The sequence below is a fragment of the Frondihabitans sp. OV104 genome (assembly GCF_057787745.1).
On record NZ_CM173541.1, the window covers coordinates 1,851,130 to 1,874,184 of the forward strand.

At 70.7% G+C, this 23,055-nt stretch carries 23 protein-coding genes; 15 read left to right on the plus strand and 8 right to left on the minus strand.

Translation table 11 applies throughout. The features are described 5' to 3' along the window. The first annotated feature begins 94 nt into the window (after positions 1-94). The 3 genes from AC3CBB_RS08755 (at position 95) to AC3CBB_RS08765 (ending at position 2,536) form a co-directional block, all read left to right on the plus strand. A complete protein-coding gene (locus AC3CBB_RS08755; RefSeq protein ID WP_488624272.1) occupies positions 95-769 on the plus strand; it encodes an HAD family hydrolase in 675 nt (224 codons plus the stop codon). A 207-nt stretch (positions 770-976) separates the two neighbouring features. Further along, the gene (locus AC3CBB_RS08760) at positions 977-1,300 is read left to right on the plus strand and encodes a hypothetical protein (protein WP_488624273.1); all 324 of its coding nucleotides are present in this window, start codon (positions 977-979) and stop codon (positions 1,298-1,300) included. A 60-nt stretch (positions 1,301-1,360) separates the two neighbouring features. Next, positions 1,361-2,536: an alcohol dehydrogenase catalytic domain-containing protein gene (locus AC3CBB_RS08765; protein WP_488624274.1), complete on the plus strand. Its 1,176-nt coding sequence runs from the start codon at positions 1,361-1,363 to the stop codon at positions 2,534-2,536. Between the two features lie 79 nt (positions 2,537-2,615). Here the strand turns inward: AC3CBB_RS08765 and AC3CBB_RS08770 are convergent, their stop codons facing one another. After that, a complete protein-coding gene (locus AC3CBB_RS08770) occupies positions 2,616-3,545 on the minus strand; it encodes an SDR family oxidoreductase (protein ID WP_488624275.1) in 930 nt (309 codons plus the stop codon). A gap of 251 nt (positions 3,546-3,796) precedes the next feature. Then, positions 3,797-4,525, minus strand: a complete 729-nt coding sequence (locus AC3CBB_RS08775; RefSeq protein WP_488624276.1) for an SDR family oxidoreductase — start codon at positions 4,523-4,525, stop codon at positions 3,797-3,799. A 93-nt stretch (positions 4,526-4,618) separates the two neighbouring features. Between AC3CBB_RS08775 and AC3CBB_RS08780 the strand changes: the two genes are divergently transcribed. After that, complete coding sequence (locus tag AC3CBB_RS08780; protein WP_488624277.1) at positions 4,619-5,191, plus strand: TetR/AcrR family transcriptional regulator; 573 nt, start codon at positions 4,619-4,621, stop codon at positions 5,189-5,191. A gap of 262 nt (positions 5,192-5,453) precedes the next feature. Next, positions 5,454-6,176, plus strand: coding sequence for a GntR family transcriptional regulator (locus tag AC3CBB_RS08785; protein WP_488624278.1), 723 nt, complete (start codon positions 5,454-5,456; stop codon positions 6,174-6,176). 186 nt (positions 6,177-6,362) lie between these two features. Here AC3CBB_RS08785 and AC3CBB_RS08790 read toward each other — a convergent pair whose 3' ends face one another. From AC3CBB_RS08790 to AC3CBB_RS08800, 3 genes are all read right to left on the minus strand, one after another. Continuing rightward, complete coding sequence (locus AC3CBB_RS08790; protein WP_488624279.1) at positions 6,363-7,832, minus strand: sugar porter family MFS transporter; 1,470 nt, start codon at positions 7,830-7,832, stop codon at positions 6,363-6,365. An 86-nt stretch (positions 7,833-7,918) separates the two neighbouring features. Beyond that, positions 7,919-8,914, minus strand: coding sequence for a Gfo/Idh/MocA family oxidoreductase (locus tag AC3CBB_RS08795; protein ID WP_488624280.1), 996 nt, complete (start codon positions 8,912-8,914; stop codon positions 7,919-7,921). Then, the gene (locus tag AC3CBB_RS08800) at positions 8,914-9,801 is read right to left on the minus strand and encodes a sugar phosphate isomerase/epimerase family protein (RefSeq protein WP_123507185.1); all 888 of its coding nucleotides are present in this window, start codon (positions 9,799-9,801) and stop codon (positions 8,914-8,916) included. The genes AC3CBB_RS08795 and AC3CBB_RS08800 overlap by 1 nt, the downstream gene beginning before the upstream one ends. Before the next feature lie 122 nt (positions 9,802-9,923). On the opposite strand from AC3CBB_RS08800, the gene AC3CBB_RS08805 reads away from it, so the two are divergent. Continuing rightward, positions 9,924-10,955: a LacI family DNA-binding transcriptional regulator gene (locus AC3CBB_RS08805; RefSeq protein WP_123507186.1), complete on the plus strand. Its 1,032-nt coding sequence runs from the start codon at positions 9,924-9,926 to the stop codon at positions 10,953-10,955. 10 nt (positions 10,956-10,965) lie between these two features. Here AC3CBB_RS08805 and AC3CBB_RS08810 read toward each other — a convergent pair whose 3' ends face one another. Both AC3CBB_RS08810 and AC3CBB_RS08815 read right to left on the minus strand, forming a co-directional pair. Beyond that, positions 10,966-11,103 (minus strand): hypothetical protein, encoded by a 138-nt coding sequence (locus AC3CBB_RS08810; RefSeq protein WP_488624281.1) that lies wholly within the window; start codon positions 11,101-11,103, stop codon positions 10,966-10,968. A gap of 409 nt (positions 11,104-11,512) precedes the next feature. Further along, positions 11,513-12,631 carry a PQQ-dependent sugar dehydrogenase gene (locus tag AC3CBB_RS08815; RefSeq protein WP_488624282.1) on the minus strand — a complete coding sequence of 373 codons (1,119 nt, stop codon included), beginning with the start codon at positions 12,629-12,631 and terminating at the stop codon, positions 11,513-11,515. Positions 12,632-12,730: 99 nt separating this feature from the next. On the opposite strand from AC3CBB_RS08815, the gene AC3CBB_RS08820 reads away from it, so the two are divergent. The 9 genes from AC3CBB_RS08820 (at position 12,731) to AC3CBB_RS08860 (ending at position 21,557) form a co-directional block, all read left to right on the plus strand. After that, positions 12,731-13,174 (plus strand): hypothetical protein, encoded by a 444-nt coding sequence (locus tag AC3CBB_RS08820; RefSeq protein ID WP_488624283.1) that lies wholly within the window; start codon positions 12,731-12,733, stop codon positions 13,172-13,174. Positions 13,175-13,314: 140 nt separating this feature from the next. After that, positions 13,315-13,902: a TetR/AcrR family transcriptional regulator gene (locus tag AC3CBB_RS08825; RefSeq protein ID WP_488624284.1), complete on the plus strand. Its 588-nt coding sequence runs from the start codon at positions 13,315-13,317 to the stop codon at positions 13,900-13,902. Further along, a complete protein-coding gene (locus AC3CBB_RS08830) occupies positions 13,899-15,071 on the plus strand; it encodes a GDSL-type esterase/lipase family protein (RefSeq protein ID WP_488624285.1) in 1,173 nt (390 codons plus the stop codon). Before AC3CBB_RS08825 ends, AC3CBB_RS08830 begins: the two co-directional genes overlap by 4 nt. Positions 15,072-15,086: 15 nt before the next feature. Beyond that, a complete protein-coding gene (locus tag AC3CBB_RS08835) occupies positions 15,087-15,743 on the plus strand; it encodes a TetR/AcrR family transcriptional regulator (protein WP_488624286.1) in 657 nt (218 codons plus the stop codon). Then, positions 15,740-17,380, plus strand: coding sequence for an MDR family MFS transporter (locus AC3CBB_RS08840; protein WP_488624287.1), 1,641 nt, complete (start codon positions 15,740-15,742; stop codon positions 17,378-17,380). Before AC3CBB_RS08835 ends, AC3CBB_RS08840 begins: the two co-directional genes overlap by 4 nt. A gap of 49 nt (positions 17,381-17,429) precedes the next feature. Next, a complete protein-coding gene (locus AC3CBB_RS08845) occupies positions 17,430-18,743 on the plus strand; it encodes a 6-phospho-beta-glucosidase (RefSeq protein WP_488624288.1) in 1,314 nt (437 codons plus the stop codon). A 167-nt stretch (positions 18,744-18,910) separates the two neighbouring features. Continuing rightward, entirely contained in the window at positions 18,911-19,867 is a 957-nt protein-coding gene (locus AC3CBB_RS08850; RefSeq protein ID WP_488624289.1) for a MetQ/NlpA family ABC transporter substrate-binding protein, read from the plus strand. Continuing rightward, positions 19,867-20,898 (plus strand): methionine ABC transporter ATP-binding protein, encoded by a 1,032-nt coding sequence (locus AC3CBB_RS08855; protein ID WP_488624290.1) that lies wholly within the window; start codon positions 19,867-19,869, stop codon positions 20,896-20,898. The genes AC3CBB_RS08850 and AC3CBB_RS08855 overlap by 1 nt, the downstream gene beginning before the upstream one ends. Next, positions 20,898-21,557, plus strand: coding sequence for a methionine ABC transporter permease (locus tag AC3CBB_RS08860; RefSeq protein WP_123507198.1), 660 nt, complete (start codon positions 20,898-20,900; stop codon positions 21,555-21,557). Before AC3CBB_RS08855 ends, AC3CBB_RS08860 begins: the two co-directional genes overlap by 1 nt. Positions 21,558-21,778: 221 nt before the next feature. Here the strand turns inward: AC3CBB_RS08860 and AC3CBB_RS08865 are convergent, their stop codons facing one another. Then, complete coding sequence (locus tag AC3CBB_RS08865; RefSeq protein ID WP_488624291.1) at positions 21,779-22,972, minus strand: MalY/PatB family protein; 1,194 nt, start codon at positions 22,970-22,972, stop codon at positions 21,779-21,781. Positions 22,973-23,055 lie beyond the last annotated feature (83 nt).

Sequence of the window (23,055 nt, forward strand, 5' to 3'; positions counted from 1 at the left end):
TGCCTGACGGGGGACAAAGCGTGGCGACCGGGGGCACACTCGGGCGAGTGACCATCACTTCTCAACTCACCTCCCACGAATATGGCGGCCGCTCGTGAAGAAGCCTGTCGCCGTCCTGTTCGACATCGACGAGACCCTCGTCCACACCGGCGGAGCGGGCGGTCGCAGCTGGAAGGCCGCGTTCCTCGACCTGCACGGCGTCCCCGCCGACATCGGCGAGCACACCTCGTCGGGCGAGACCGACCCCGCAGTCGGTCGCGAGACCTTCCAGGGCGTCCTCCATCGCGAGCCGACCCCGGACGAGCTCGCCCGCCTCTACGCGCGCTACCTCTGGCACCTCGCCGCCGACATCCGCACGTCGCCCGGCTACCGGGTCGAGGCCGGAGCTGACGATTTGCTCCACCGCCTGGCGGCCGAGGGCGTCGTGCTGGGCGTCATCTCCGGCGCGATGGAGGGGGCCGCCCGCGCCAAGATGGAGCCCGGCGACCTCGGCCGCTACTTCGTGTTCGGCGGCTACGGCTCCGACTCCCCGGATCGCGACGAGGCGACCCGCGCCGCGATCCGCAAGGCGTCGCTCATCGTCGGCCACGACCTGGAGCCCGACGAGGTCTTCGTCGTCGGCGACACCCCGCGCGATATCGCGTCGGCACATGCCGCAGGCGCCCTGGGCATCGGCGTCGCCACCGGGCACTTCACGGCGCAGGAACTCGCAGCCGCCGGCGCGGACGCCGTTCTCGGCGACCTCACCGAGGCGTTCCCCGGCCTCTGACGCCGTCGCGACCGTGGCTTCGAGACAGCTCGGCTTCGAGACGGCGCGGCGTCGAGACAGTGCGGCTCCGAGACGGCGCGGCGTCCAGACTGCGCGGCGTACTGTCGCGCGGGTGACGACCGACTGTCACCACGGACCTGGCGAAGCAGCGGCTTTCCCCCGGATCCGAAGCCCCAAGGCCGACCCGCATCGACAAGGACTCACGACATGAGCAACTCAGCAGCAACCGATTCCGACCTCCCGACCGACGCGACCGACCCGAATCCAGGAATCGAGACCGCGCCCGATCGCCGCGACAGCGACGACCCCACCGTCGACAGCCCGCGGTCCGAGGCGGTCACGCGCGACCTGCAGGACAGCGACGTCGAGGAGTCCGCAGCCGTCGACGACGACATCGACACGGACGACATCGTGGCTCTGCCCGGAACCGGCGGACCAGACGACGGCGGCGACATCGAGGTCGACGAATCGGAGCTGAACCTCTCGGGCGACTCGATTCCCGGCCACCCCAAGCCGTCGGCCGGCCGCTGACGACGACTCCCTGTACCCCGACTGATCGACGCCGGAGACCGATCGGGGTACGAGGGACGTATGAAGGCACTCACCTACCAGTCGATCACGAACGTCAGCGTCGAAGACGTCCCCAATCCCGAGATCCGCGAGCCCGGTGATGCGATCATCAAGGTCACCTCAGCGGCGATCTGCGGCAGCGACCTCCACCTCTACGACGTCTTCGACCCCTACCTCGACAAGGGCGACGTGCTCGGTCACGAGACCATGGGCGTCGTCACCGAGGTCGGACCCGGCGTCGAGCGCATCAAGGTCGGCGACCGCGTCGTCGTGCCGTTCGTCATCGCGTGCGGAGACTGCTTCATGTGCGACCGCGGCCTGTTCTCGCAGTGCGAGACCACGCAGGTCACCGAGTACGACTCCGGTGCGACGCTCTACGGCTACACGAAGCTCTACGGCCAGGTGCCCGGCGGCCAGGCCGAGTACCTGGGCATCAAGCGCGCCGACGCGAACCTGATCGTCGTCGGCGACGAGCTTCCCGACGAGCGCTACCTCTTCCTCAGCGACATCCTGCCTACCGCGTGGCAGGGCGTCGAGTACGCGAACGTGCCCGATGGCGGCACCCTCGTCGTGCTCGGCCTCGGCCCGGTCGGCCAGTTCGCCTCGCGCATCGGCGTGCACAAGGGCTACCGCGTCATCGCGGTCGACCCGGTGCCCGAGCGACGCGACATGGCGAAGCGGCACGGGGTCGAGACCCTCGACCTCACGAAGGGCGTCGCCGACGAGATCAAGCGGATGACGGACGGCCGTGGGCCGGACTCCGTCGTGGACGCCGTCGGCATGGAGGCGCACGACCATGGCGGAGTCAGCCTCGTTCAGAAGTTCGCAGCCGCCCTGCCGGACGCCATCTCTCAGCCGCTCATCCAGAAGGCCGGCATCGACTCGCTGTCGGCGATGCACCTGGCCTTCGAGATCGTGCGCCGCGGCGGCACGGTGTCTCTGAGCGGCGTCTACGGGGGCACCGCCGACCCCACGCCGTTCCTGTCGCTCTTCGACAAGCAGATCGCGATCCGCATGGGCCAGTGCAACGTGCACCACTGGATCGACACGCTGATGCCTCTCGTCGAAGACGCATCCGACCCGCTCGGCACCGAAGACCTCGTGACCCACCCGGTGCCGCTCGACCGCGCCGCCGAGATGTACGAGGTGTTCAAGAAGAAAGAGGACGGCTGCATCAAGGTCGTCCTCAAGCCCTAGGGCGCAGCGCTTCAGCGCACAGCGCACGCCGAAGGCCCCCGGTCGTCTGACCGGGGGCCTTCAATCGGGAGCGCCGGAACTACGGAGTCACCATCCCGCCGTTCACGTTCAGGGTCTCTCCGGCGACGAAGCTCGACTCGCCCGATGTCAGGAAGACGTACGCGGGTGCGATCTCGGCAGGCTGCCCGGCCCGCCCCATCGGCGACTCGCTCGACCCGAACTCGGGCAGCGTCTCGGGGTCGACTCCCCCGGTCACCTGCAGCACGCTCCAGGTCGGGCCGGGCGCCACGACGTTGACTCGGATGCCGCGCTTCACGAGCTGCTGCGCCAGCCCCTTCGAGAAGTTGTTGATCGCCCCCTTGGTGGTGGCGTAGTCGAGGCGGTCGGGCGCGGGCACGTAGGCCTCGAGCGAAGCCGTGTTCACGATCGTCGACCCGGGCTGGAGGTGCGGGAGCGCCGCCTTGACTATGCGGAACGGCGCGTACACGTTCGTCTTGAACGTCGTGTCGAACTGCTCGTCGGAGATCTCCTCGATCGTCTCCTTCCACACCTGCTTGCCCGCCACGTTCACGACGGCGTCGAGGCCGCCGAGGCCGTCGACCGCGCGCTGCACGAGCTCGCTGCAGAACGCGGCGTCGGTGATATCGCCCGGAATCGGCACGGCCACGCGGCCTGCCGCCTCGATCAGGTCGATGACGTGCTGGGCGTCCTCCTGCTCCTCCGGCAGGTACGAGAGGGCGACGTCGGCGCCTTCGCGCGCGAACGCGATGGCGACCGCGGCGCCGATGCCGGAGTCGGCTCCGGTGATGAGCGCGCGGCGTCCCGTCAGTCGGCCAGTGCCGCGATAGGACTCCTCGCCGAGGTCGGGAACGGGCGTCATCTGCGACTGGAGGCCCGGCTCCGGCTGCTGCTGCACCTCGGGCGAGATGTTCGGGTAGCGGGTGCGGGGATCTTCGAAGCTGTACTGGTCGGGGCTGCTGTGGTCGCTGCTGCTGTGGTTGTTGCTCATCGCGGCGTGTTTCCTCTGCTCGATTCACGGCGCCCGAGGTCGGGAGGCGCCTCGAGGGCGACGGTATCCGCCGGGGCCTGCGATGCCGCTGAGGGGACGCGCTCGGGGTACAGGTCCGGCGTCCGGCGCCGGGCGTCGCACCCGCCGCACCCGCCGTACCGGCAGAAACCCGCCGCCGCGGCGGCGGGTTCGTGCCGGTTGGGCGGGTTCGCGCGGGAAGGCGGTTCAGCGCCGTCCAGCCGCGGCGGCCGTCAGGCCGTGAACCCCGCGAGGAGCTCGTCGAACGCGGGATAGAGCTGCTCGGCCGGCACGTTCAGCTGCGACTTGAGCTCGCGCGTGGGCTCATCGGCGATGACCTCGAGGGCACCGTCGACGACTCCCGCGTAGGCCTGGGCCACGACGCTCTCGGGGCTGACCTTCGGGATGTCCCACCGCTGTGACATCTCGGTGTCGATCATGCCGACCAGCAGCCCGGTGACGAGGGTCCCCTGCCCGCGGAGCTCCACGCGCAGAGCGTTCGTCGCCGACCACGTGGCCGCCTTCGACGCCGCATAGCCGGTCGGCACCGGGATCCACGCCGCCGACGACAGCACGTTGAGCAGCGCGCCGCCGCCGTTCGCGGCGAGCACTGGCGCGAACGCCTGCGCGACGCGGACGGTGCCGAAGAAGTTCGTGTCGAAGATGCCGCGGAGCTGCTCCTCGGTGCCCGACAAGAGGGAGTCTCCGACGGGTGCGATTGCGGCGTTGTTGACGAGCAGGTCGACGTCGGCGGCTGTGGCTGCTGCAGCGCCGACGCTCGCGGCGTCCGTCAGGTCGAGGGCGAGCGGCACGATGCGGGGGTCGCCCCACTCCTTCGGCGACCGCGCGGCGGCGTAGACGCGGGCCGCTCCGAGGTCGAGCGCCTGCTGGACGAAGTGTCGGCCGAGGCCGCCGTTGGCGCCCGTCACGAGTACGACCCGACCGTCGAGTGGCTGGTTCATCTAGACTCCTTCGATAAGTGGGGAACGTCCCCGACTCAGTATGCGGGGACTATCCCCAGTTAATCAAGTTCAGCACTCGACGACCGGAACGCCATGCCCGAGACCGACCCGCGCCCTCTCCGCGCCGACGCGCGGCGCAACCGCGACGCAATCCTCGCCGCTGCGCTCGTGACGTTCGAGTCCGACGGCGCCTATGCCTCGCTCGACGGCATCGCCCTCCGCGCCGGAGTCGGCAACGCCACCCTCTACCGCAACTTCCCCACGCGCGACGACCTGCTCGCCGCCGCGATCGGCACCAGCGTCGACACCGCCCTCGCCGAGGCCGACGATTTCACCCGGTCGATGCCGCCGCGCGACGCCCTAGCCGAGTGGATGAAGCGCATGACCTGGCAGCTCCGCGTCTGGCAAGGGCTCCCGTCGTGCGTGGCGACCGCGCGCGACGAGCCGACCTCTCCGCTCGCCGCCGTCTGGCAGCCGTTGCACGACCGCACGGCAGCGCTGGTCGCGGCGGCGCAGGCCGACGGCTCTGTGCGAGCCGAGGTCACCGCCGAGGAGGTCGTCGAGCTCGCGACGGCGCTGGCGTGGGGCGTCGACCGCTTCGGCGACGACGAGCCGACGGCCCGGCGACGGGTGGGGCTCGCCGCCACCGGCTTCTTCGCGGGCTGAGGGTCGGAGGACGGCCCACCCAGCGCCGGGCTCCCGCCCGCCCTCGCCCCGTCGCACCCGGCGCCGGGCCGCCGCGCCCGCTGCGACCGCCGCAGCCCGCCGCACCCGCCGCACCGGCAGAAACCCGCCGCCGCGGCGGCGGGTTCGTGCCGGTTCGGCGGCTCGGGGCCGGGCCGCTCCACGTCGAGGCCGGCGGGAGCCCGGCGGCCCACCCCGCCCACTGGGGTCCCCTCCGCCTCCCGGGGCCCGGCAGAATGGACGCGTGCACGACGACGGCAGGCATCCGCGATCGTTCGGCGGCTCCGCGAAGGGCCGCCACACGCTTTCGCGGCGCGTGCGCGACATGGTGGCCGCCGCCGTCAAAGACGAGGTCTACCCGCTCAACGAGAAGCTCATCGAAGAGGTGCTGGTCGAGTCGCTCGGCGCTTCGCGCAACGCCGTCCGCGAGGCACTGCAGAGCCTGGCCCGCGACGGCATCCTCGAGCGGCACACCCGGAGCGGCACCACGGTCGCGAGCAGCAAGGTGCTCCTGCGCATGAACGACATCGTCGGGGACGACCCGGAGCGCGCCGCCGACTACGGATTCCGCATCATCGACCGGGCCGAGGTGACGAACGTGCCCATGCTGCAGCGCCGCCTCCGCGTCCTGGAGCCGACGGTCATGATGGACGAGCTGCTGTTCCTGTACCGGGGCGAGCCCATCGGGGTGCGCACCACCTACTACCAGGTGGGCCGCTCGACCTTCGAGCCCATGGACGGCGGCGACATGCGGCGCGTCACGGAGGAGTACTTTGGCACCGAGCTCGGCGAGATCGAGACCGAGATCGGGGCGACGGTCGCCGACTCCCGCACCAGCAAGCTGCTCGGCGCCGAGGAGGGCGCCGCGGTGCTGGTGCGCGAGCAGCTCGTGTTCGACCTCGACGACGTGCCGATCGAGGTCGTGTTCGATCACTTCCGCGCCGACCGGGTGTCGTTCGTCGACTGAGCCGGCGCGCGGCGCTCATCGACTGAGGCGGCGCGCCGCGCTTCGGCGCCGTCGCCGCCCGCCTCGACCCCGCGGTCGTGGCACGCGAGAGACCCCGCGTCCGTTAGGCGCGAGAGACCCCTCGTTCCGGCGTGGACGCACTGCCGCGGCAGTGCGCCTGCGCCGGAACGCGGGGTCTCCTGGTTGTTACTTGTTGCGCACCAGCGGCTTGATGTAGATCGCGCCGGTGGAGACGTCCTCTTCGAGCTTCTCGAGGGTGCGGCCGCGCGTCTCGGGGACGGCCCGCCACACGAAGAGCAGTGCGAGGGCGTTGACCACCGCGAACCCGAAGAACGTGCCGGTGATGCCGAACGCCGCGATGATCGTCGGGAAGTACAGGCCCAGGAACGCGTTGGCGATCCAGAGGCAGAACACCGAGACGCCGATTCCGAAGCCGCGCATCTTGAGCGGGAAGATCTCGGACAGGGTGACCCAGACGGCGACGTTCAGGAAGGTCTGCATCGATCCGACGAACAGGATGATCAGCACGAGCAGCACCCACGGGCGAGCAGCGTTGCCGACGGGCAGGGCGACCGAGCCGATGCCGATGAGCAGGTGGCAGATCGTGGTCAGGGTGAAGCCGATGATGAACGTGAGGCGACGCGGGAAGTGGTCCATCATGCGCAGGGCGATGACGGCGCCGATGACCGCGACGATGCCGGGGCCGATGTTCACGATCAGCGCCGTCTGAGCGCCGAAGCCGGCCTCGCGGAGCACGCTCTGGCCGTAGTACATGACCGCGTTGATGCCGGTGAGCTGCTGGGCGACACCCAGGCCGATGCCGACCAGGATGATGCGGACGAACCACTTGTTGCGCAGGATCTCGCCGATCGACAGGGTCTGGCGCTTCGACTCCTCGGAGGTGACCTCGTCGATCTCCTTCAGCTCGGCGACGGCGCGCTCCTTGGTGCGAAGCGTCGACAGGACCGTGAGAGCCTCTTCGTCGCGGCCCTTGCTGACGAGCCAGCGCGGCGACTCGGGCATGCGCAGCATTCCGATGAACAGCGCGATGGCGGGCAGCGCCTCGATGGACAGCATGATGCGCCAGACGCCGTTGCCCTCGCCCCAGATGTTGCCGATGATCGCGTTGATGATGAAGGCGGCGAGCTGGCCCGAGACGATCATGAGCTCGTTGCGGCCGGCGAGCGAGCCGCGGATCTCGAACGGCGCGAGCTCGGCGAGGAAGACGGGGACGACCGTCGAGGCCGCACCGACGGCGAGGCCGAGGATCACACGGCCGACGAGCATCACGCCGAACGTCGGTGCGACCACGCAGACCATGGCGCCGATGAAGAACAGCACGCTCATGAGGATGATCGACTTGCGACGGCCCCAGGCGTCCGAGAGACGGCCACCCGTGATGGCGCCGATCGCGGCGCCGAAGAGGAGGCCCGACGTCACAGCGCCCTCGGTGAGGTTGGTGAGGCCGAGCTCCTTGACCATCGGGCTGAGTGCGCCGTTGATGACTGAGGTGTCGTAACCGAAGAGGAGGCCGCCGAAGGTGGCGATCAGGGCGACCTGGCCGAGGCGCCTCGAGTGCGGTCCGGTCGTGAGCGGGGGCAGAGCCGAGGCGGCGCTGCCCGACGCTGAGTCGGTGGGGCGGGTGGTCGAGGTCATGGGAACTCCTTTGTTCTGGTGAAAGGCGGTTCTGTGAAGGGCGGTTCTGTGAAGGTCGGTTCTGTGAGCGGAGACGGAGCAGAGGGTCAGTACGAGACGGTCTCGGTCCTTCCACTCATGAGGGCCGCCGTCGCGGCCTCGGCGATCGCCTGGGCCTTGAGCCCGTCGCGGAGCGGTGCCGGAGCCGGCAGCCCTGCTTCTAGGGCGCCGACGAATGCGCCGAGCGCGGCTGAATAGGTCGGCTCGACTCGCGCGAACCAGCCGTCGTGGAGTGCGTCGAGCACGATACCCGAGCCACCGTAGACCGCGACATTGCCGCTCGACTGGCGCCTCGACTCGACGAGCCCCGTCGAGCCCATCACCTCGATGCGCTCGTCGTAGCCGTAGCCGGTGCGCCGGACGCTGTCGATCTGCACGAGTGCGCCCGACGGGAGTGTCAGGGTCGCGACTGAGGTGTCGACGTCGCCGAACTCGGCTATCGCCGGATCGACGAGCGCAGATCCGGCCACGGAGACCGAGACGGGGTCTTCCCCGGTAATCCATCGGCAGAGGTCGAAGAAGTGCACGGTCTGGTCGCGCATCTGCCCTCCCGAGCTACGCAGGTACTCGATCGGCGGCAGTGAGGGTCCGCGGGAGCTCATCTGGACGAGTTCGACCGAGCCGACGCCGCCCTCGTCGACCACGCGCTTCAGAGCCGCGTGGTCACGGTCGTATCGGCGGTTGAAATCGACCATCGCAGGAACTCCGGATGCCTCCACGTGCTCCACCACCGCGACCGCCTCGGCCAGGGTCGACCCGACCGGCTTCTCGCACATCACGGCGAGTCCGGCGTCGGCCGCACTCCGCAGGTGCTGCGCGTGGGTGTCGGTCGATGAGGCGATGAACACGGCGTCGACGAGGGACGGGTCGAAGACCTCGGCGAGGTCGTCGGTGGCGCGGGCGCCGTGCTTGCCGGCGAGGGCCGCCGAGCGCTCGCCGTCGATGTCGTACACGAGCACGAAGTCGACGGCGGGATTCGTTGTGAGGCTGCGAGCGTGGACCGCGCCGATGAAGCCTGCCCCGATCAGGGCGAAGCGCTGCATCAGCCGACCATCGTCGCGATGAGGGTGCGCATCGCCGATGCGATGGCCTGGGGATCCTGCTCGTCGGCGCGCGTCGAGAACATCTCCGACACCCACCAGCCGTCGTAGCCGGTCGACTTGACCGCATCGACCCACTGCTGCAGCGGGATCGCGCCGCCGCCGATGACGACGTCGCGGTGGTGGCTCTGGTCGGGGACGTCGTTCTCGCGATCGAGGTCGAGGCCGTCTGACAGGTGGACCGCCTTGATGAGCTCCTTCGGCAGCGCGCGCACCTCGTCGAGGGTGTCGCCGGTGGTCCAGAAGTGCCAGGTGTCCAGGGCGATGCCGACGTTGTCGCGGCCGGCCTCGTCGATGAGCTGCAGAGCGTGTCGGCACCGGTTGAGGTGCGCCCAGGCGAGCGGCTCGAGGTAGAGCTCGAGGCCGAGGCCCGCGGCGATATCGGCGGCGTCACGGACGTTGGAGCCCGCCAGGCGGATGGCGTCGACCTCGCCGAGACCGAGAGTGGCCCGGTAGCGGCCGTCTTCGGCAGCGAGATGCCCCGCCCGGAAGTCCTTCACGACGTTCCAGTCGACGGGCCCCGTGCACAGCTGGACGATGGGGGCACCCACGACGACGGCGATCTCGCACATGCGACGGACCTCGGCGAGGTACTCGTCGCGGGCGGAGCCCTGGCGCTCGATGTCGAGCACAGCGCCGAGGCCGGTCACCTCGATGCCCTCCAGCATCTCCGGCAGGGTCTCGACCGCGTAGCCGGCATCGAGATACCGGTAGAGCTTCGGACTCTGCAGCTCGATCCCCGCGTACCCGGCGGCCTTCGCGTGCTGGATGTCGGTCGCGACGTTTCCGTGGAAGGTCGTCGTCACGTTCATCGAGATCTTGGGGGGCATGCTGTCCACTTCGTCGTGAGGCTCAGTCCGATTATGCCAGGCTGTTGTCATTTTGTCCTGACATGTCTGGACCGGTCCAGAATACAGCCCGGTCGACAGATCGCAACCCCTACGCTGGACGAATGACCGTCGACAGATCCTCACCGGGGTCTCGGCGAGCGCCGACGATCCGCGATGTGGCCCAGCGGGCGGGCGTCTCGAAGTCGCTCGTCTCGATGGTCCTCCGTTCCGAACCGGGTGTCAGCCCCGAACGCAGGACGGCTGTCCTGCAGGCCGTTTCACAGCTCGGCTACGAGCCGAACCGCCTCGCTCGCGCGCTGGCAGGAAACGGCACCGGGGCGGTCGGGATCCTAATCAACGACCTGCGCAACCCGTGGTACGTCGAGCTCCTCGACGGGATCAGCACAGCCTTCGAGCCTGCCGGTGTCGCACCCCTCATCGTCGACTCGGCGACCAACCAGCGGGTCGGTCGCTCGTCGATCCAGATTCTCATGCGACAGCGCGTCGACGCGATCATCGCCCTCGGTACCTCGGGCGAGGAGGCCGGCCTGACGACGCTCTCCGCGCGCACTCCGGTCGTCCTCGCGGGCACGTACGACCCTGCGAGCATCGACGCGGACGTCGTCGTGGGCGACGATGTCGCAGGGGCCCGGCTCGCGACGGAGCATCTGATCGCTCTCGGCCACCGCCGCATCGCCTACCTGCGCGGCCCGGAGCTGGTCGGCGAACTGCGCGAGCAGGGGTACCGCGAGGCGATCACGGACGCCGGTCTCGTCGACATGATCGTCGCCGACGAGGCAGGCGCGATGGAGGAGTCCGGCTATGCGAGCGCCAGACGAGTGCTCGAGGCCATCGTCCGGCCGACCGGTATCGTCGCGTACAACGACCTCACGGCGATCGGCGCTCTCTCGGCCGCGCAGGACCTCGGACTCTCATGCCCGGATGACGTGTCGGTGGTGGGCTATGACGACACGTACATCGCCGGCATCGGGCGGCTGTCTCTGTCGTCGGTCCGGAACGGCACATTCGACATCGGCGCCATGGCGGCGACATTCGCTCTGGAGCGGATCGGCGGGTTCGACGGAACAGGGCGGCTGCACCGGGTCCCGTCGTCAGTGGTTGCGAGGCGGACGAGCGGCCCAGCTCCTCTCTAGCCGCGGGGCGTCAGCTGGCGCGCGCAGCGGCCTCCTCGCGGGCCTTCGCCTCCGAGTCGTAGCGCTCCCAGGCCTCGACGGCGAACGGGTCGGGACGAATGCCTGCGTGGACCGCCCGGGCGATCTCGTTCGCGTAGGAATCCCTCATGGCCTCGGCTGCTTTCAACGGCACGACTACCCCCGGTGTTCGGTGTTCTCGACTCGGAGCCGGTCCCGCACGGCTCGCAACGTGTCTCTCAGGATCGTCCTCCACCAGGCCTGGCCGCGACCCCCAAGCCGGGTCGCACCCGCGGGTGAGCGCGCTCCCACCCGTCGTACCCGCGAGGGGTGGGTGTCGAACCCGCCGGATCGGCACCAACCCGCCGCACCTTCGGAGGGGCTGAGCCGATCCGGCTGGGGCCCACAGCACGAGACCCCCGACGGAGGCGGATCCCCCGCCCGGGCGACTCCAGCCCCGACCCGGCCCGGCAGGCTGGAGGCATGACGTCGCGCCGCCGCTCCCGCCCCCTGCTCGTCGCCGCCGGAGCAGCCCTCGCGCTACTGCTCGATGCCGTGGTTCACGCGGCCAGCCGCAACCGCACCAGCCGGTCGTCGTCGTCACGCGGCGAGCCCCGGCCGTCGGTGTTGTTCGTCAGCACCCAGAGGTCGCCGTCGAGCGACTCCAGCACCGTGCGCAGCCGGCCGAGCTCCCCCGACAGGTAGTCGTGCGAGGTCGCCGGGTCGGAGACCGGGATGCCCCGCAGCACCTCGCCGCGCAGGTTGGCGACGAAGACGGTCTCGCCGACGACCGCCAGGCCGCTCGGGCTCGCGTCGTCGGTCGCCCGCTGCTGCACGGGGTCGACGAAGCCCTGCGCCTCGCCGCCGGCGCCCTCCACCTCGGGCCAGCCGTAGTTCGATCCCGCTTCGATGACGTTCAGCTCATCCCAGGTGTTCTCGCCGAACTCCGCCGCGAACATCGTGCCGTCGGCCGCCCAGCCGAGACCCTGCACGTTGCGGTGTCCGAGGCTGTACACGAGCGACCCCGCGAACGGGTTGTCGCCCGGAACCTCGCCCTCGCCGGTCATGCGCAGGATCTTGCCGGCGAGCTTCGACCTGTCCTGCGCATCGGCGCTGGCGCCCGCGTCTCCGACACTCGCGTAGAGCATCCCGTCGGGCCCGAACGCGATGCGGCCGCCGTCGTGGAACGAGTTCGACGGCAGCCCGTCGAGGATCGTGGTCGCGGAGCCCAGCGCGTAGCCGCCGGCCGACCCGCTCACGGCGAAGCGCTGGATCCGGTTGCCGTCGTCGGCGGTCGAGTAGACGTACAGGCGCTCGCCGTCGTCGACGGCCAGGCCCAGCAGGCCGGCCTCGCCGCCCGAGGCCACGCCCGGCACGGTGCCGATCGAGCGGGTGGTCCCGTCGTCGGCGAGCTCGAGGATCCGCCCGGAGTCGCGCTCGCTGATGAGCGGCGTGTCGCCGAGCAGGACGACCGACCACGGCGCGTCGAGGCCGGTCGCGACATCGGCGGGCGCGCCGACCGGGGCGACCTCGCCCGTGGCCAGGTCGGTCGGGGCGGTGGACGCCGTGCGCTCGGACGTCGTGTCGTCGGACGTCGTGTCGTCAGCCGCGCAGCCGGCGACGGCGACGACTCCTGCGACGAGGGCGGCGGACAGAGCGGCTCGGGCTCGGGTTCTCATGCGGCCATTCCACCGTGCCGGGCCGAGTGCAGGCCGAGAGCCGGGTGCTGGACGTTCGGCACGGTCTTGTGGCTCACGGGGCGGGCATAAGATCGTTGCATGACGCGCACCCTTTTCTCGATGACCCCGACTCGAGCAGGGTCGGAGTCGACGGGCGCCACGTCGACCAGCAGCGCGCCCACCACGAGGGCCGCCGCGATGCGCAGCGCCTGCCCCCTCGCGTCGAGCTGCTCGTGCGTGTTCACCAAGGTCCAGGGCCAGACGGTGATGCTCAGCCCGTCGACCAGCAGCTCGCTCCACGCCGAGGTCACCCACTGGACCGACCTCGGGTACGCGGTCGTCCGCTCCGACGCCGGCGAGGTCGTGCTCGAGCGCCGCCGCCTGCTGGGATTCTGCGTCAACGCCGCCCTCACCGCCGTGACCGGGCTGCTCTGGCTCGCCTACTGGATCCCCCGCACCCGCCACCCGCGCGTCGACGTCGTGACCCTGACGGTCACGCCCGGCGGCGACGTCGCCACCTCCGCGGTCCTCGACCGGCGCTGAGCGTCCCCGCGGCGCCGACTCCGGCGCCGCACGGCGCCCGGCCCGCTCCGGCGCATCCGGCGGGAGCCCCTGGTCGCCCGGGACGGCAGTGGCTGCCCTAAGTGTTTTAGGTCTGAACCTAACGGTGTTAGGGTGACGGCATGCCCCGCACCCCGCTCACCCCGCAGACGATCGTCGCCGCGGCCGCCGACCTGGCCGACCGCGACGGATTCGACGCCATCGTCGTCTCGGCCGTCGCCCGTCAGCTCGGCGTGCAGACGGCCAGCCTCTACGGGCACGTGCGCGACCGCGAGGCGATCCTGTCGGGGGTGCAGGAACTCGCCCTCGCCGAACTGGCCGACGCCGTCGGCGCCGCGATCGCCGGCCGCAGCCGCCGTGACGCCCTCGTCGCGATGGGCGACGCGCAGCGCGACTTCGCCCGCGCCCACCCCGGCCGGTGGGAGTCGCTGCAGCGGCGCGCCGACACGGGGGTCGTGCGATCCGAGGCCGCAGCCCGCGTGTCAGGGCAGACCGTCGCCGTGCTGCGCGGCTACCGCCTCGCCGACGACGACATCGTGCACGCCGCCCGCATGTCGGGCGCGACCGTCGCCGGGTTCGTCGCGCTCGAGCGCACCGGCGCCTTCGATCACCGCGACCAGAGCGTCGACGAGTCGTGGCGCCGCTCCATCGACGCCCTCGACGTCGTCTTCACCAGCTGGACCCCGAGCGTCGAGGAGGGCGCCTCATGATCCCCGTCGACATCACACCCGCTCTTCTCCGCGGCAGCGCCACCATCGAGCCGAGCGACCGCGGGTTCCGCCTGCACCGCCTGCCCGAGTGGGTGCGCACCCGCCACGCCGACGGCCAGCTCACCCTGGTCGAGTCGCAGCCGTCGGGCGTCCGCGTGGCCTTCCGGACCACAGCCACCGCCGTCGAGCTCACCCTCCATCCGACCCGCGTCGCCTACCGGGGCGCCGACCGCCCGCGCGGGGTCGTCGACCTCCTCGTCGACGGCGCGCTCGTCGCTCGCGACACGATCGCCGGCGGAGACGCCGTCGAGGTCGATCTGACGACCGGCCAGAGCGGGTTCCGCCAGGGCGAGCCGCACGTCGCGCGCTTCGAAGGGCTGCCCGCCGACGACAAGCTCGTCGAGCTCTGGCTGCCGCACAACGAGACCGTCGAGCTCGTGACCGTGGCCGCCGATGCGCCCGTGCGGCCCGACGAGACGCGCTCTCCCGTCTGGCTCCACCACGGCAGCTCGATCAGCCACGGCTCGAACGCCGCCTTCCCCAGCGAGATCTGGCCCGCGATCGCCGCCCGGCGCGCCGGCGTCGATCTGCAGAGCCTCGGCTTCGGCGGCAGCGCCCTCGTCGACCCGTTCATGGCCCGGGTCATGCGCGACACCCCGGCCGACGTGATCAGCGTGAAGCTCGGCATCAACGTCGTGAACGCCGATGTGATGCGCCTGCGGGCGTTCGCCCCGGCGGTGCACGGGTTCCTGGACACGATCCGCGACGGCCACCCCGACACGCCCCTGCTGCTCGTGTCGCCTCTCTTCTGCGGCACCCACGAGTCGACGCCCGGGCCCGGAGCCTTCGACCCGGCATCGATCGGAACAGACCAGATCCGCTTCATCGCCACCGGCGACCCGGCCGAGGTCGCCGCCGGGCGCCTGACGCTCGAGGTGATCCGGCGCGAGCTCGAGGCCGTCGCCGCGAGTCGCTCCGACGACCCGGACCTCCACTTCCTCGACGGGCTCGACCTGTTCGCAGCCGCCGACGCAGCAGAGCTCCCTCTGCCCGACGGCCTCCACCCCGGCCCCGAGGCCCACCGCCGCATCGGCGAGCGGTTCGCCGACCGGGCATTCGGCACCGGAGGCCCCTTCGAGAGAGTGGCACGTGCACTCTCCGCGAAATAGTGCAATCATTCATCGGTGACCTCCGACCCCGACGCGCGCCAGCTCCGCGTCCGCTCCGCCCTGGTCTCGCAGGCGCGTCGCCGCACCGCCGAGTCGGGCCTGAGCGGCTTCACCGTCCAGGAGCTCTGCGACGGCGTCGGCATCTCGCGCCGCACCTTCTTCAACTACTTCCCGACGAAGGAGTCCGCGGTGCTCGGCGTCGAGAACAGCTTCGACGACGACCTGCTCGGCGCCTTCCTCGAGGCCCGCGACCGTGATGCGAGCTCACGGCGACCGCTCGTCGACGACCTGACCGACCTGGCCGTCGAGCACTTCGCCGCGATGGGCCCGACGGCGTCCGACCTCGACGACCTCGTCGGCGCCCTGCAGCGCGAGCCGAAGCTGATCACGGCGATGATCCAGTCGGGTCGAGCCGAGCAGGAACTGCTGATCGACCGCATCACCGCCCGCCGGGGCCACCCCGACCGCGTCGAGGTCGAGGTCGCGCTGGTCGCCTTCCAGGCTCTCGTGCGCCTCGCCTTCGAGGCCGTCCTCCGAGGGGACGACGACGTCGCCTTCGCCGACCTCCTGCACGCGCGGGTCGAGTCGGCCCGGGCCCTGTTCGCTCCCCCTCCCCCTCCGACGACCGCTCCGACGATCACCCCCACGAGAAGCCTGGTGCACACCGCATGACGACCGAGAAGACCGCCCCTCCCACGACCGGCGACGGGCCGCTGCTGCTCACGCAGCGCCGCATCTGGATCATCTTCGCCGCGCTCATCGCGGGCATGCTCCTGTCGAGCCTCGACCAGACGATCGTGTCGACGGCCATGCCGACGATCGTCGGCCAGCTCGGCGGCGTCGAGAACCAGGCCTGGATCACCACGGCCTACCTGCTCGCGACGACCATCGTCATGCCGATCTACGGCAAGTTCGGCGACGTGCTCGGGCGGCGCAACCTCTTCCTGATCGCCATCGCCATCTTCACGATCGCATCGGCAGCCTGCGCCTTCTCGACCGACTTCTGGATGTTCGTCGTCTTCCGCGCCATCCAGGGCCTGGGCGGCGGCGGCCTGATGATCCTGTCGCAGGCGATCATCGCCGACATCGTGCCGGCGTCCGAGCGCGGCAAGTACCTCGGTCCGCTCGGCGGCATCTTCGGCCTCGCCGCGGTCGGCGGACCCCTGCTCGGCGGCTTCTTCGTCGACCACCTCACCTGGCACTGGGCCTTCTACATCAACATCCCCGTCGGCATCGCCGCGTTCGCCATCGCCTGGTTCACCCTGACGCTGCCGAACAAGAAGGCGACCCGCAGGATCGACGTCGGCGGGGTCGCGCTGCTCTCGATCACGACCGCCTGCCTCATCTTCTTCACCGAGTTCGGCGGCAACGCCAAGCACGGCTGGGGTGCTCCCGAGACCTGGCTCTTCGGCGCGGGCCTGCTCGTCGCCGGCACCCTGTTCGTGCTCGTCGAGAACCGTGCCGACGACCCGATCATCCCGCTGTCGTTCTTCACGAACCGCATCTTCGTCATCGCGACGGCCATCGGCTTCGTGCTCGGAATCGCCATGTTCGCAGCGCTCGCCTTCGTTCCGACCTTCCTGCAGATGGCGTCCGGCGCATCGGCCGCGGCTTCGGGCCTGCTCCTGCTGCCCATGATGGTCGGCCTCATCGGCATGTCGATCCTGTCGGGCCAGGTCATCGCCAAGACCAACCGCTACAAGGCGTTCCCGATCATCGGCACCGTGCTCGTCGGCGTCGCCATGTTCCTGATGACGACCCTGACCGCCGACACCCCGATCTGGCTGATCTGCGTGTTCCTGTTCATCTTCGGTGCCGGCCTCGGCTCGATCATGCAGGTGGTCGTGCTCGTGGTGCAGAACTCGGTCCCCGCGAAAGACGTCGGCACCGCAACCAGCACGAACAACTACTTCCGGGAGGTCGGCTCGGCCCTGGGCGTCGCCGTCTTCGGCGCGATCTTCACGAGCCGACTGACCGAGAAGCTCACCGACGTGTTCACGAGCGCCGGCGCCTCGGCGTCCGACGCGGCGTCGTCGACCTCGACGCTCGACCCCGCCGCCCTGAACAAGCTGCCGACCGCGATCCACGACCTCGTCGTGGCCGCGTACGCCGACTCGCTCGCCCCGGTGTTCTGGTACCTGATCCCCCTCGTCGCGATCGCGTTCGTGCTGTCGCTGTTCCTGAAGGAGATCCCGCTGTCAGACGTCTCGGGCATGGTCGCGCGCGGGGAGGCCATCTCGGGCGAGGAGGCCGAGCGCCTCGAGGCGGAGCGCCGCGCGGGGCCGAAGTCGGCGGCGCCGGGCGCTTAGCGTCGAGGAGCTCGACGAGCATCGCGCCCGCCGCCTGTAGCCTGCGTCCATGAAGCTCGCGATCCTCGGCGGCGGCGGGTTCCGCGTGCCGCTCGTCTTCTCGGCCCTCGTCGGCGACGACGCGACCATCGACACCGTCTCGCTGTACGACACCTCGGCCCAGCGCCTGGCGGTCATCGTCCACGTGCTCGAGCAGATCCGCCCGGCCGGTCACCCGATCCGGATCGAGCCGACGACCGTGCTCGACGAGGCGCTCGCGGGGGCGTCCTTCGTGTTCTCGGCCGTCCGGGTCGGCGGCACGGCGGGGCGCGCGGCCGACGAGCACGCGGCACTCGACCTCGGCGTGCTCGGCCAGGAGACCACCGGCCCCGGCGGAATCGCCTACGCGCTCCGCACCATCCCCGTCGCCATGAACGTCGCCGAGCGGGTGGCCGCGGTGTGCCCGACCGCGTACGTCATCAACTTCACGAACCCGGCGGGCATGATCACCGAGGCGATGCAGACCGTTCTCGGCGACCGCGTCATCGGCATCTGCGACACCCCGAGCGGCCTGGGCCGTCGCCTCGCCGAGCTCCACGGCGTCGAGCCCGCCCGCGTCCACCTCGACTACGTGGGCCTCAACCACCTGGGCTGGCTGCGCCACGCGACGGTCGACGGCCGCGACCTCGTCGCCGAGACCCTCGCCGACGGGGCGCTCCTGGGCGGCCTCGAGGAGGCCGGCGTCTTCGGCATCGACTGGCTGCGCACACTCGGCTCCCTGCCGAACGAGTACCTGCACTACTACTACGACGATCGCGACGCTGTGGCCGCGATCACCGCGCAGCCCGCGACCCGCGGCGACTACCTGCACGAGCAGCAGCACCGGTTCTACGAGGCCGTCGCCGCCGACCCCCTCGTCGCGCTGGACGCCTGGCACCGCACCCGGCTCGACCGCGAGGCGACCTACATGCAGGAGGCGCGCGCCGACGACGAGCAGCGCCCGAGCCTCGAAGGAGGCGGCTACGAGCGGGTCGCGCTCGACGTCATGCGGGCCATCGCCTTCGACGAGCGGGCGACGATGATCGTGAACGTGCGCAACGGCACCGTCCTGCCGGCCCTGCCGCCCGACGCGGTGATCGAGGTGCCGTGCCTGGTCGACGCGGCCGGAGCGCACCCGCTCGCCACGACAGCGCCCGGCCCCACCGAGGTCGGCCTGATACTCCAGATGAAGGGCGTCGAGCAGCTGACGATTCGCGCCGCCCTGGAGCGCGACCGCCGCCTGGCCTTCACGGCGCTGGCGCTGCACCCGCTCGTCCCGTCGACCCGACTCGCCGGCTCGCTGCTCGAGGCGTACGAGCGCAACACGCCCGGTCTGTTCAGCTAGCCGGCGGCGGGTGGCCAGTTCCTGCGCTCCAGCACGGATGTTTCGCGCAGGTTACGCCGGGTTGCAGCCCGATTGGCCAGGCCGTGTCGAACCCGGGCACCCTGAGACGTCGCCGAGTCACCACGAGACGCTCGGCGAATTCTCACCGCACCGGAAAGAGGCCCGCCATGTCCGTCCCCACCACCCCGAACGGCTCGCCCCCGCAGCTCCCGGCCCGCGAGCGCAACCGCCGCCCGCTGATCATCGGCATCATCGCCGCGATCGTCGTCATCGCGATCGTCGTCGTCATCATCGTCGTCAACCGCCCGTCGTCGTCGACGACCGGCGAGGCGAAGACCGTGTCGATCGGCGTCGCCGACGGGTCCGAGCCGTACTGGAAGACCTACTCGAAGCTCGCGAAAGAGAAGTACAACGTCACGATCAAGCTCGTGAACTTCTCGAACTACACGCAGCCGAATCCCGCGCTCTCGCAGGGGCAGCTCGACCTCAACGAGTTCCAGCACATCCAGTACCTGGCCAACTACAACGTGACGACCGGCGACGACCTCCAGCCGATCGGCGCCACCGCCGTCTACCCGCTGCCGCTCTACTCGACCAAGTACACCGACGCGTCCGACCTGCCCGCCGACGCCAAGGTCGCCGTTCCGAACGACGCCGTCAACGAGGCGCGCGGCCTGCTCGTGCTCCAGGCTGCCGGCCTCCTCACCCTGAAAGACGGCGGCACCGCCTTCTCGACTGTCACCGACATCGAGACCCACAACGTCGACGTCACCGCCCTCTCGGCCGACCAGACGGCGGGCGCCCTCAAGAGCGGCTCGGTCGCCGCGGCGATCGTCAACCAGAACTTCGCCACCCAGGCCGGCCTCACCGCGAAGCAGGCGATCTTCAAAGACGACCCCTCGTCGTCGAGCGCCGCGCCCTACGTCAACGTGTTCGTCGCCGCCAAGAAGGATGCCGACAACGAGCTCTACCTGAACCTGGCGAAGCTCTACCACACGGCCAGCGTCGAGAAGGGCGTGCAGGAGGCCAACAACGACACGGCCGTGTTCCGCCAGACGAGCGCCGCCGACCTGCAGAAGGAGCTCGCCACCGTCGAGTCCGACGCCAAGGCTGCGTCGAAGTAGTGACTGGCGAAGCGCTCGTCCGGCTCGAGGGCGTCAGCAAGGTCTACGACACCCCCGCCGGGCGGCGCACCGCGGTCGACGACGTCTCGCTCGAAGTCCAGGCCGGCGAGATCCTCGGCGTCATCGGCTACTCCGGAGCCGGCAAGTCGACGCTGGTCCGCCTCGTGAACGCGCTCGAGCTCCCGACCTCCGGCCGGGTGTTCATCGGGGCGCAGGAGCTCACCGCCCTCTCCGAGCGCGACCGCCGTGGGGTCCGCCAGGGCATCGGCATGATCTTCCAGCAGTTCAACCTGTTCCGCTCGCGCACCGTCGCCGGAAACGTCGCCTACCCGCTGCGCGTCGCCGGCCTCGGCAAGGCGGAGCGCGACGCCCGCACCGCCGAGCTTCTCGACTTCGTCGGGCTGCTCGACCGCGCGCACAGCTACCCGGAGCAGCTCTCGGGCGGCCAGAAGCAGCGTGTCGGCATCGCCCGGGCGCTCGCGACGAACCCGCGGCTGCTCCTGGCCGACGAGGCGACGAGCGCGCTCGACCCCGAGACCACCGCCGACGTCCTGGCGCTCCTCAAGCGGGTCAACCGCGACCTCGGCGTCACGATCATCGTCATCACGCACGAGATGGACGCCATCCGCGCCATCGCCGACCGCGTGGCCGTCATGGACGGCGGCCGGATCGTCGAGAGCGGCCCGGTCTACGACGTCTTCGCGAAGCCGACCACGCCGGCCGCGGCGCGCTTCGTCCGGTCGGTCCTGCAGGATCGCCCCTCTCCCGAGACGCTCGAGCGCCTGCGGCAGAGCCACCCCGGGCGGATCGCCACCGTGCAGGTCGCCGAGATCCCCGGCTTCATCGGGGTGGTGACCTCCGCGTTCGCGGAGCACGGCGTCACGGCCGACCTCATCTTCGGCGGCATCAGCGAGCTGCAGCAGCGGCCCGTCGGCGCCCTGACGTACAAGCTCGCCGGCGACGACGCGGCGATCGACGCCGCCCTCGACGGGCTTTCCGCCCGCGGTATCGACTGGAACGAGGAGCGCTGATGGACTTCTTCCTCAGCAACATCGACGTGTTCGTGACGGCCATCGGGCAGACGCTCTACATGGTGGTCATCTCGATCCTGATCGCCGGGATCCTGGGCCTTGCGCTCGGGATCGGCCTCTACGTGACGCGGCCGGGCAACCTGCTCGGCAACCGGGTCACCTTCACGGTACTCAACGTCGTCGTCAACATCGTGCGCCCGATCCCGTTCGTCATCTTCATCGCCGCTGTATCGCCCCTCACGTCGGCGGTCGTCGGCACGACGATCGGCCCGAACGCGGCCACCTTCGCGCTGTCGCTCGCGGCCGCCTTCGCGGTGTCGCGCATCGTCGAGCAGAGCCTCGTCGGCATCGAGCCCGGCGTGATCGAGGCGGCCCGGGCCGTGGGCGCCGGCCCGATCCGCATCATCTTCACCGTGCTGATCCCCGAGGGGCTCGGCCCGCTCATCCTCGGCTACACCTTCATCTTCGTCGGCATCGTCGACATGTCGGCCCAGGCCGGACTGATCGGCGGCGGCGGCCTCGGCGACTTCGCGGTCACCTACGGCAGTCAGCGCTACAACTGGCCGGTCGTCTACATCACCGTCGCGACGATCATCGTGCTGGTGCAGCTCGGCCAGTTCGGGGGCAACGCGTTGGCGCGTCGGGCGCTGAGGCGTTAGAAGCGGCCGCAGGCGCCAGTCGTTAGAACCGGCCGCAGGCGCCAGTCGTTAGAACCGGCCGCAGGCGCCGGACGTGAGAAGCGGCCGCAGGCGTGGGTCAAGGCGGCGGTGTGGGCGGGTCCGGGTCGGATCGGGCGGGTCTCCGGAGACACGCCGAATCCGACCAGCCCCCGCCGAAGCAGTGCGTGCCGATGGCGGGGCAGGCGGCAGCAGCAGCCCCGTCAGGCGACGTGCCAGACCGGCCCCGCCTGCGTGCTCGACGGGTAGGCCGACGCGATGCGCGCCACGGCCTCGCGCAGGGTGTCGGGCGAGCAGGCCAGGTTGAGGCGGGCGAAGCCCCGGCCCTCGGCGCCGAATCCGAGACCCGAGTTGAGCGCGACGTAGGCGTTCTCACGGAGGGGCACGGCGGGGTCGTCGCCCAGGCCGAGGCCGCGGAAGTCGAGCCACGCCAGGTACCCGGCCCGCGGGCGGTGGTAGACGACGCCCGGCAGCTGCTCGGCGAGCAGGGCGTTCAGGAGCCGGTCGTTGGCTACGACGCGGGCGATCGCCTCGTCGAGCCAGTCGACCGCCGTCGAGAAGGCGGCGATGTTGGCGTGCAGCCCGAGGATGCTCGTGCGGCAGGCCACCTCGTCGTTGAACGTGTCGAGCAGGGCTGCCGAGCGGTCGTCACCGGCGACGACGACGGAGCACTTCACGCCGGCGAGGTTCCAGCCCTTGCTGGCCGACGTCACGACGACCGAGCGGGCGCCGGCCGAGGCCGCGATCGGCGCGAACGGCGAGAAGACGACGCCGGGGTGGGTCAGGGGGCCGTGGATCTCGTCGCTGATCACGAGCACGTCGTACTTCGCAGCGAGGCCGGCGAGCGCCCTCAGGGTCGCGGGCTCGTGCACGAGGCCGACCGGGTTGTGCGGGTTGCAGAGCAGGAAGACGCGCACTCCCTGCGCGAAGGCCTGCTCGAGCCCGGCGAGGTCGAGGCTCCACACGCCCCACTTCTCGAGCAGCGGGATGGTCTCGACCTGACATCGGGCCTCCTCGACGAGCTCGAAGAAGGGCGGGTAGACGGGAGGCGCGATCGCGACGCGGCCACCTTCCGGGAGCGCGACGCGGAGGGTCTCGACGATGCCGACGCTGACGTCGGTGGCGATGTGGACGCGCTCGGGGGCGACGGCCCAGCCCCACCGGTCGGCGGCGAAGCGGGCGAAGGCGGGCGCGAGCGGCCCGGGGCCGTCGAGGTAGCCGAGGTCGGACGACCGGACGCGCGCGATCAGCGCCTCCTCGATGGCCGGAGCGATTCCGTAGTCCATCTCGGCGACGAACAGCGGGAGCACGTCGGGGGCGAAGCGGGTCCACTTGATGCTGGTGCGGGCGGCACGGATGTCGTGCGTCGGGTCCAGCTCGTCGATGCGGTCGGCCATGAAACAATCGTCCTCCCCCGCCGCCGCGATAGCGACCCGCGCGTCACGCGGCGTCGCACGCGCGCCCCTCCCTCCCCCGCCCC

Bases quoted from the DNA above. Each gene is read 5' to 3' on its own strand.
- AC3CBB_RS08775 (WP_488624276.1), bottom strand. From the start codon at position 4,525: ATGAACCAGCCACTCGACGGTCGGGTCGTACTCGTGACGGGCGCCAAC.
- AC3CBB_RS08850 (WP_488624289.1), top strand. From the start codon at position 18,911: ATGTCCGTCCCCACCACCCCGAACGGCTCGCCCCCGCAGCTCCCGGCC.
- AC3CBB_RS08845 (WP_488624288.1), top strand. From the start codon at position 17,430: ATGAAGCTCGCGATCCTCGGCGGCGGCGGGTTCCGCGTGCCGCTCGTC.
- AC3CBB_RS08815 (WP_488624282.1), bottom strand. From the start codon at position 12,631: ATGAGAACCCGAGCCCGAGCCGCTCTGTCCGCCGCCCTCGTCGCAGGA.
- AC3CBB_RS08800 (WP_123507185.1), bottom strand. From the start codon at position 9,801: ATGCCCCCCAAGATCTCGATGAACGTGACGACGACCTTCCACGGAAAC.
- AC3CBB_RS08790 (WP_488624279.1), bottom strand. From the start codon at position 7,832: ATGACCTCGACCACCCGCCCCACCGACTCAGCGTCGGGCAGCGCCGCC.
- AC3CBB_RS08820 (WP_488624283.1), top strand. From the start codon at position 12,731: ATGACGCGCACCCTTTTCTCGATGACCCCGACTCGAGCAGGGTCGGAG.
- AC3CBB_RS08840 (WP_488624287.1), top strand. From the start codon at position 15,740: ATGACGACCGAGAAGACCGCCCCTCCCACGACCGGCGACGGGCCGCTG.
- AC3CBB_RS08830 (WP_488624285.1), top strand. From the start codon at position 13,899: ATGATCCCCGTCGACATCACACCCGCTCTTCTCCGCGGCAGCGCCACC.
- AC3CBB_RS08860 (WP_123507198.1), top strand. From the start codon at position 20,898: ATGGACTTCTTCCTCAGCAACATCGACGTGTTCGTGACGGCCATCGGG.
- AC3CBB_RS08760 (WP_488624273.1), top strand. From the start codon at position 977: ATGAGCAACTCAGCAGCAACCGATTCCGACCTCCCGACCGACGCGACC.
- AC3CBB_RS08780 (WP_488624277.1), top strand. From the start codon at position 4,619: ATGCCCGAGACCGACCCGCGCCCTCTCCGCGCCGACGCGCGGCGCAAC.
- AC3CBB_RS08865 (WP_488624291.1), bottom strand. From the start codon at position 22,972: ATGGCCGACCGCATCGACGAGCTGGACCCGACGCACGACATCCGTGCC.
- AC3CBB_RS08795 (WP_488624280.1), bottom strand. From the start codon at position 8,914: ATGCAGCGCTTCGCCCTGATCGGGGCAGGCTTCATCGGCGCGGTCCAC.
- AC3CBB_RS08765 (WP_488624274.1), top strand. From the start codon at position 1,361: ATGAAGGCACTCACCTACCAGTCGATCACGAACGTCAGCGTCGAAGAC.
- AC3CBB_RS08805 (WP_123507186.1), top strand. From the start codon at position 9,924: ATGACCGTCGACAGATCCTCACCGGGGTCTCGGCGAGCGCCGACGATC.
- AC3CBB_RS08770 (WP_488624275.1), bottom strand. From the start codon at position 3,545: ATGAGCAACAACCACAGCAGCAGCGACCACAGCAGCCCCGACCAGTAC.
- AC3CBB_RS08810 (WP_488624281.1), bottom strand. From the start codon at position 11,103: ATGAGGGATTCCTACGCGAACGAGATCGCCCGGGCGGTCCACGCAGGC.
- AC3CBB_RS08825 (WP_488624284.1), top strand. From the start codon at position 13,315: ATGCCCCGCACCCCGCTCACCCCGCAGACGATCGTCGCCGCGGCCGCC.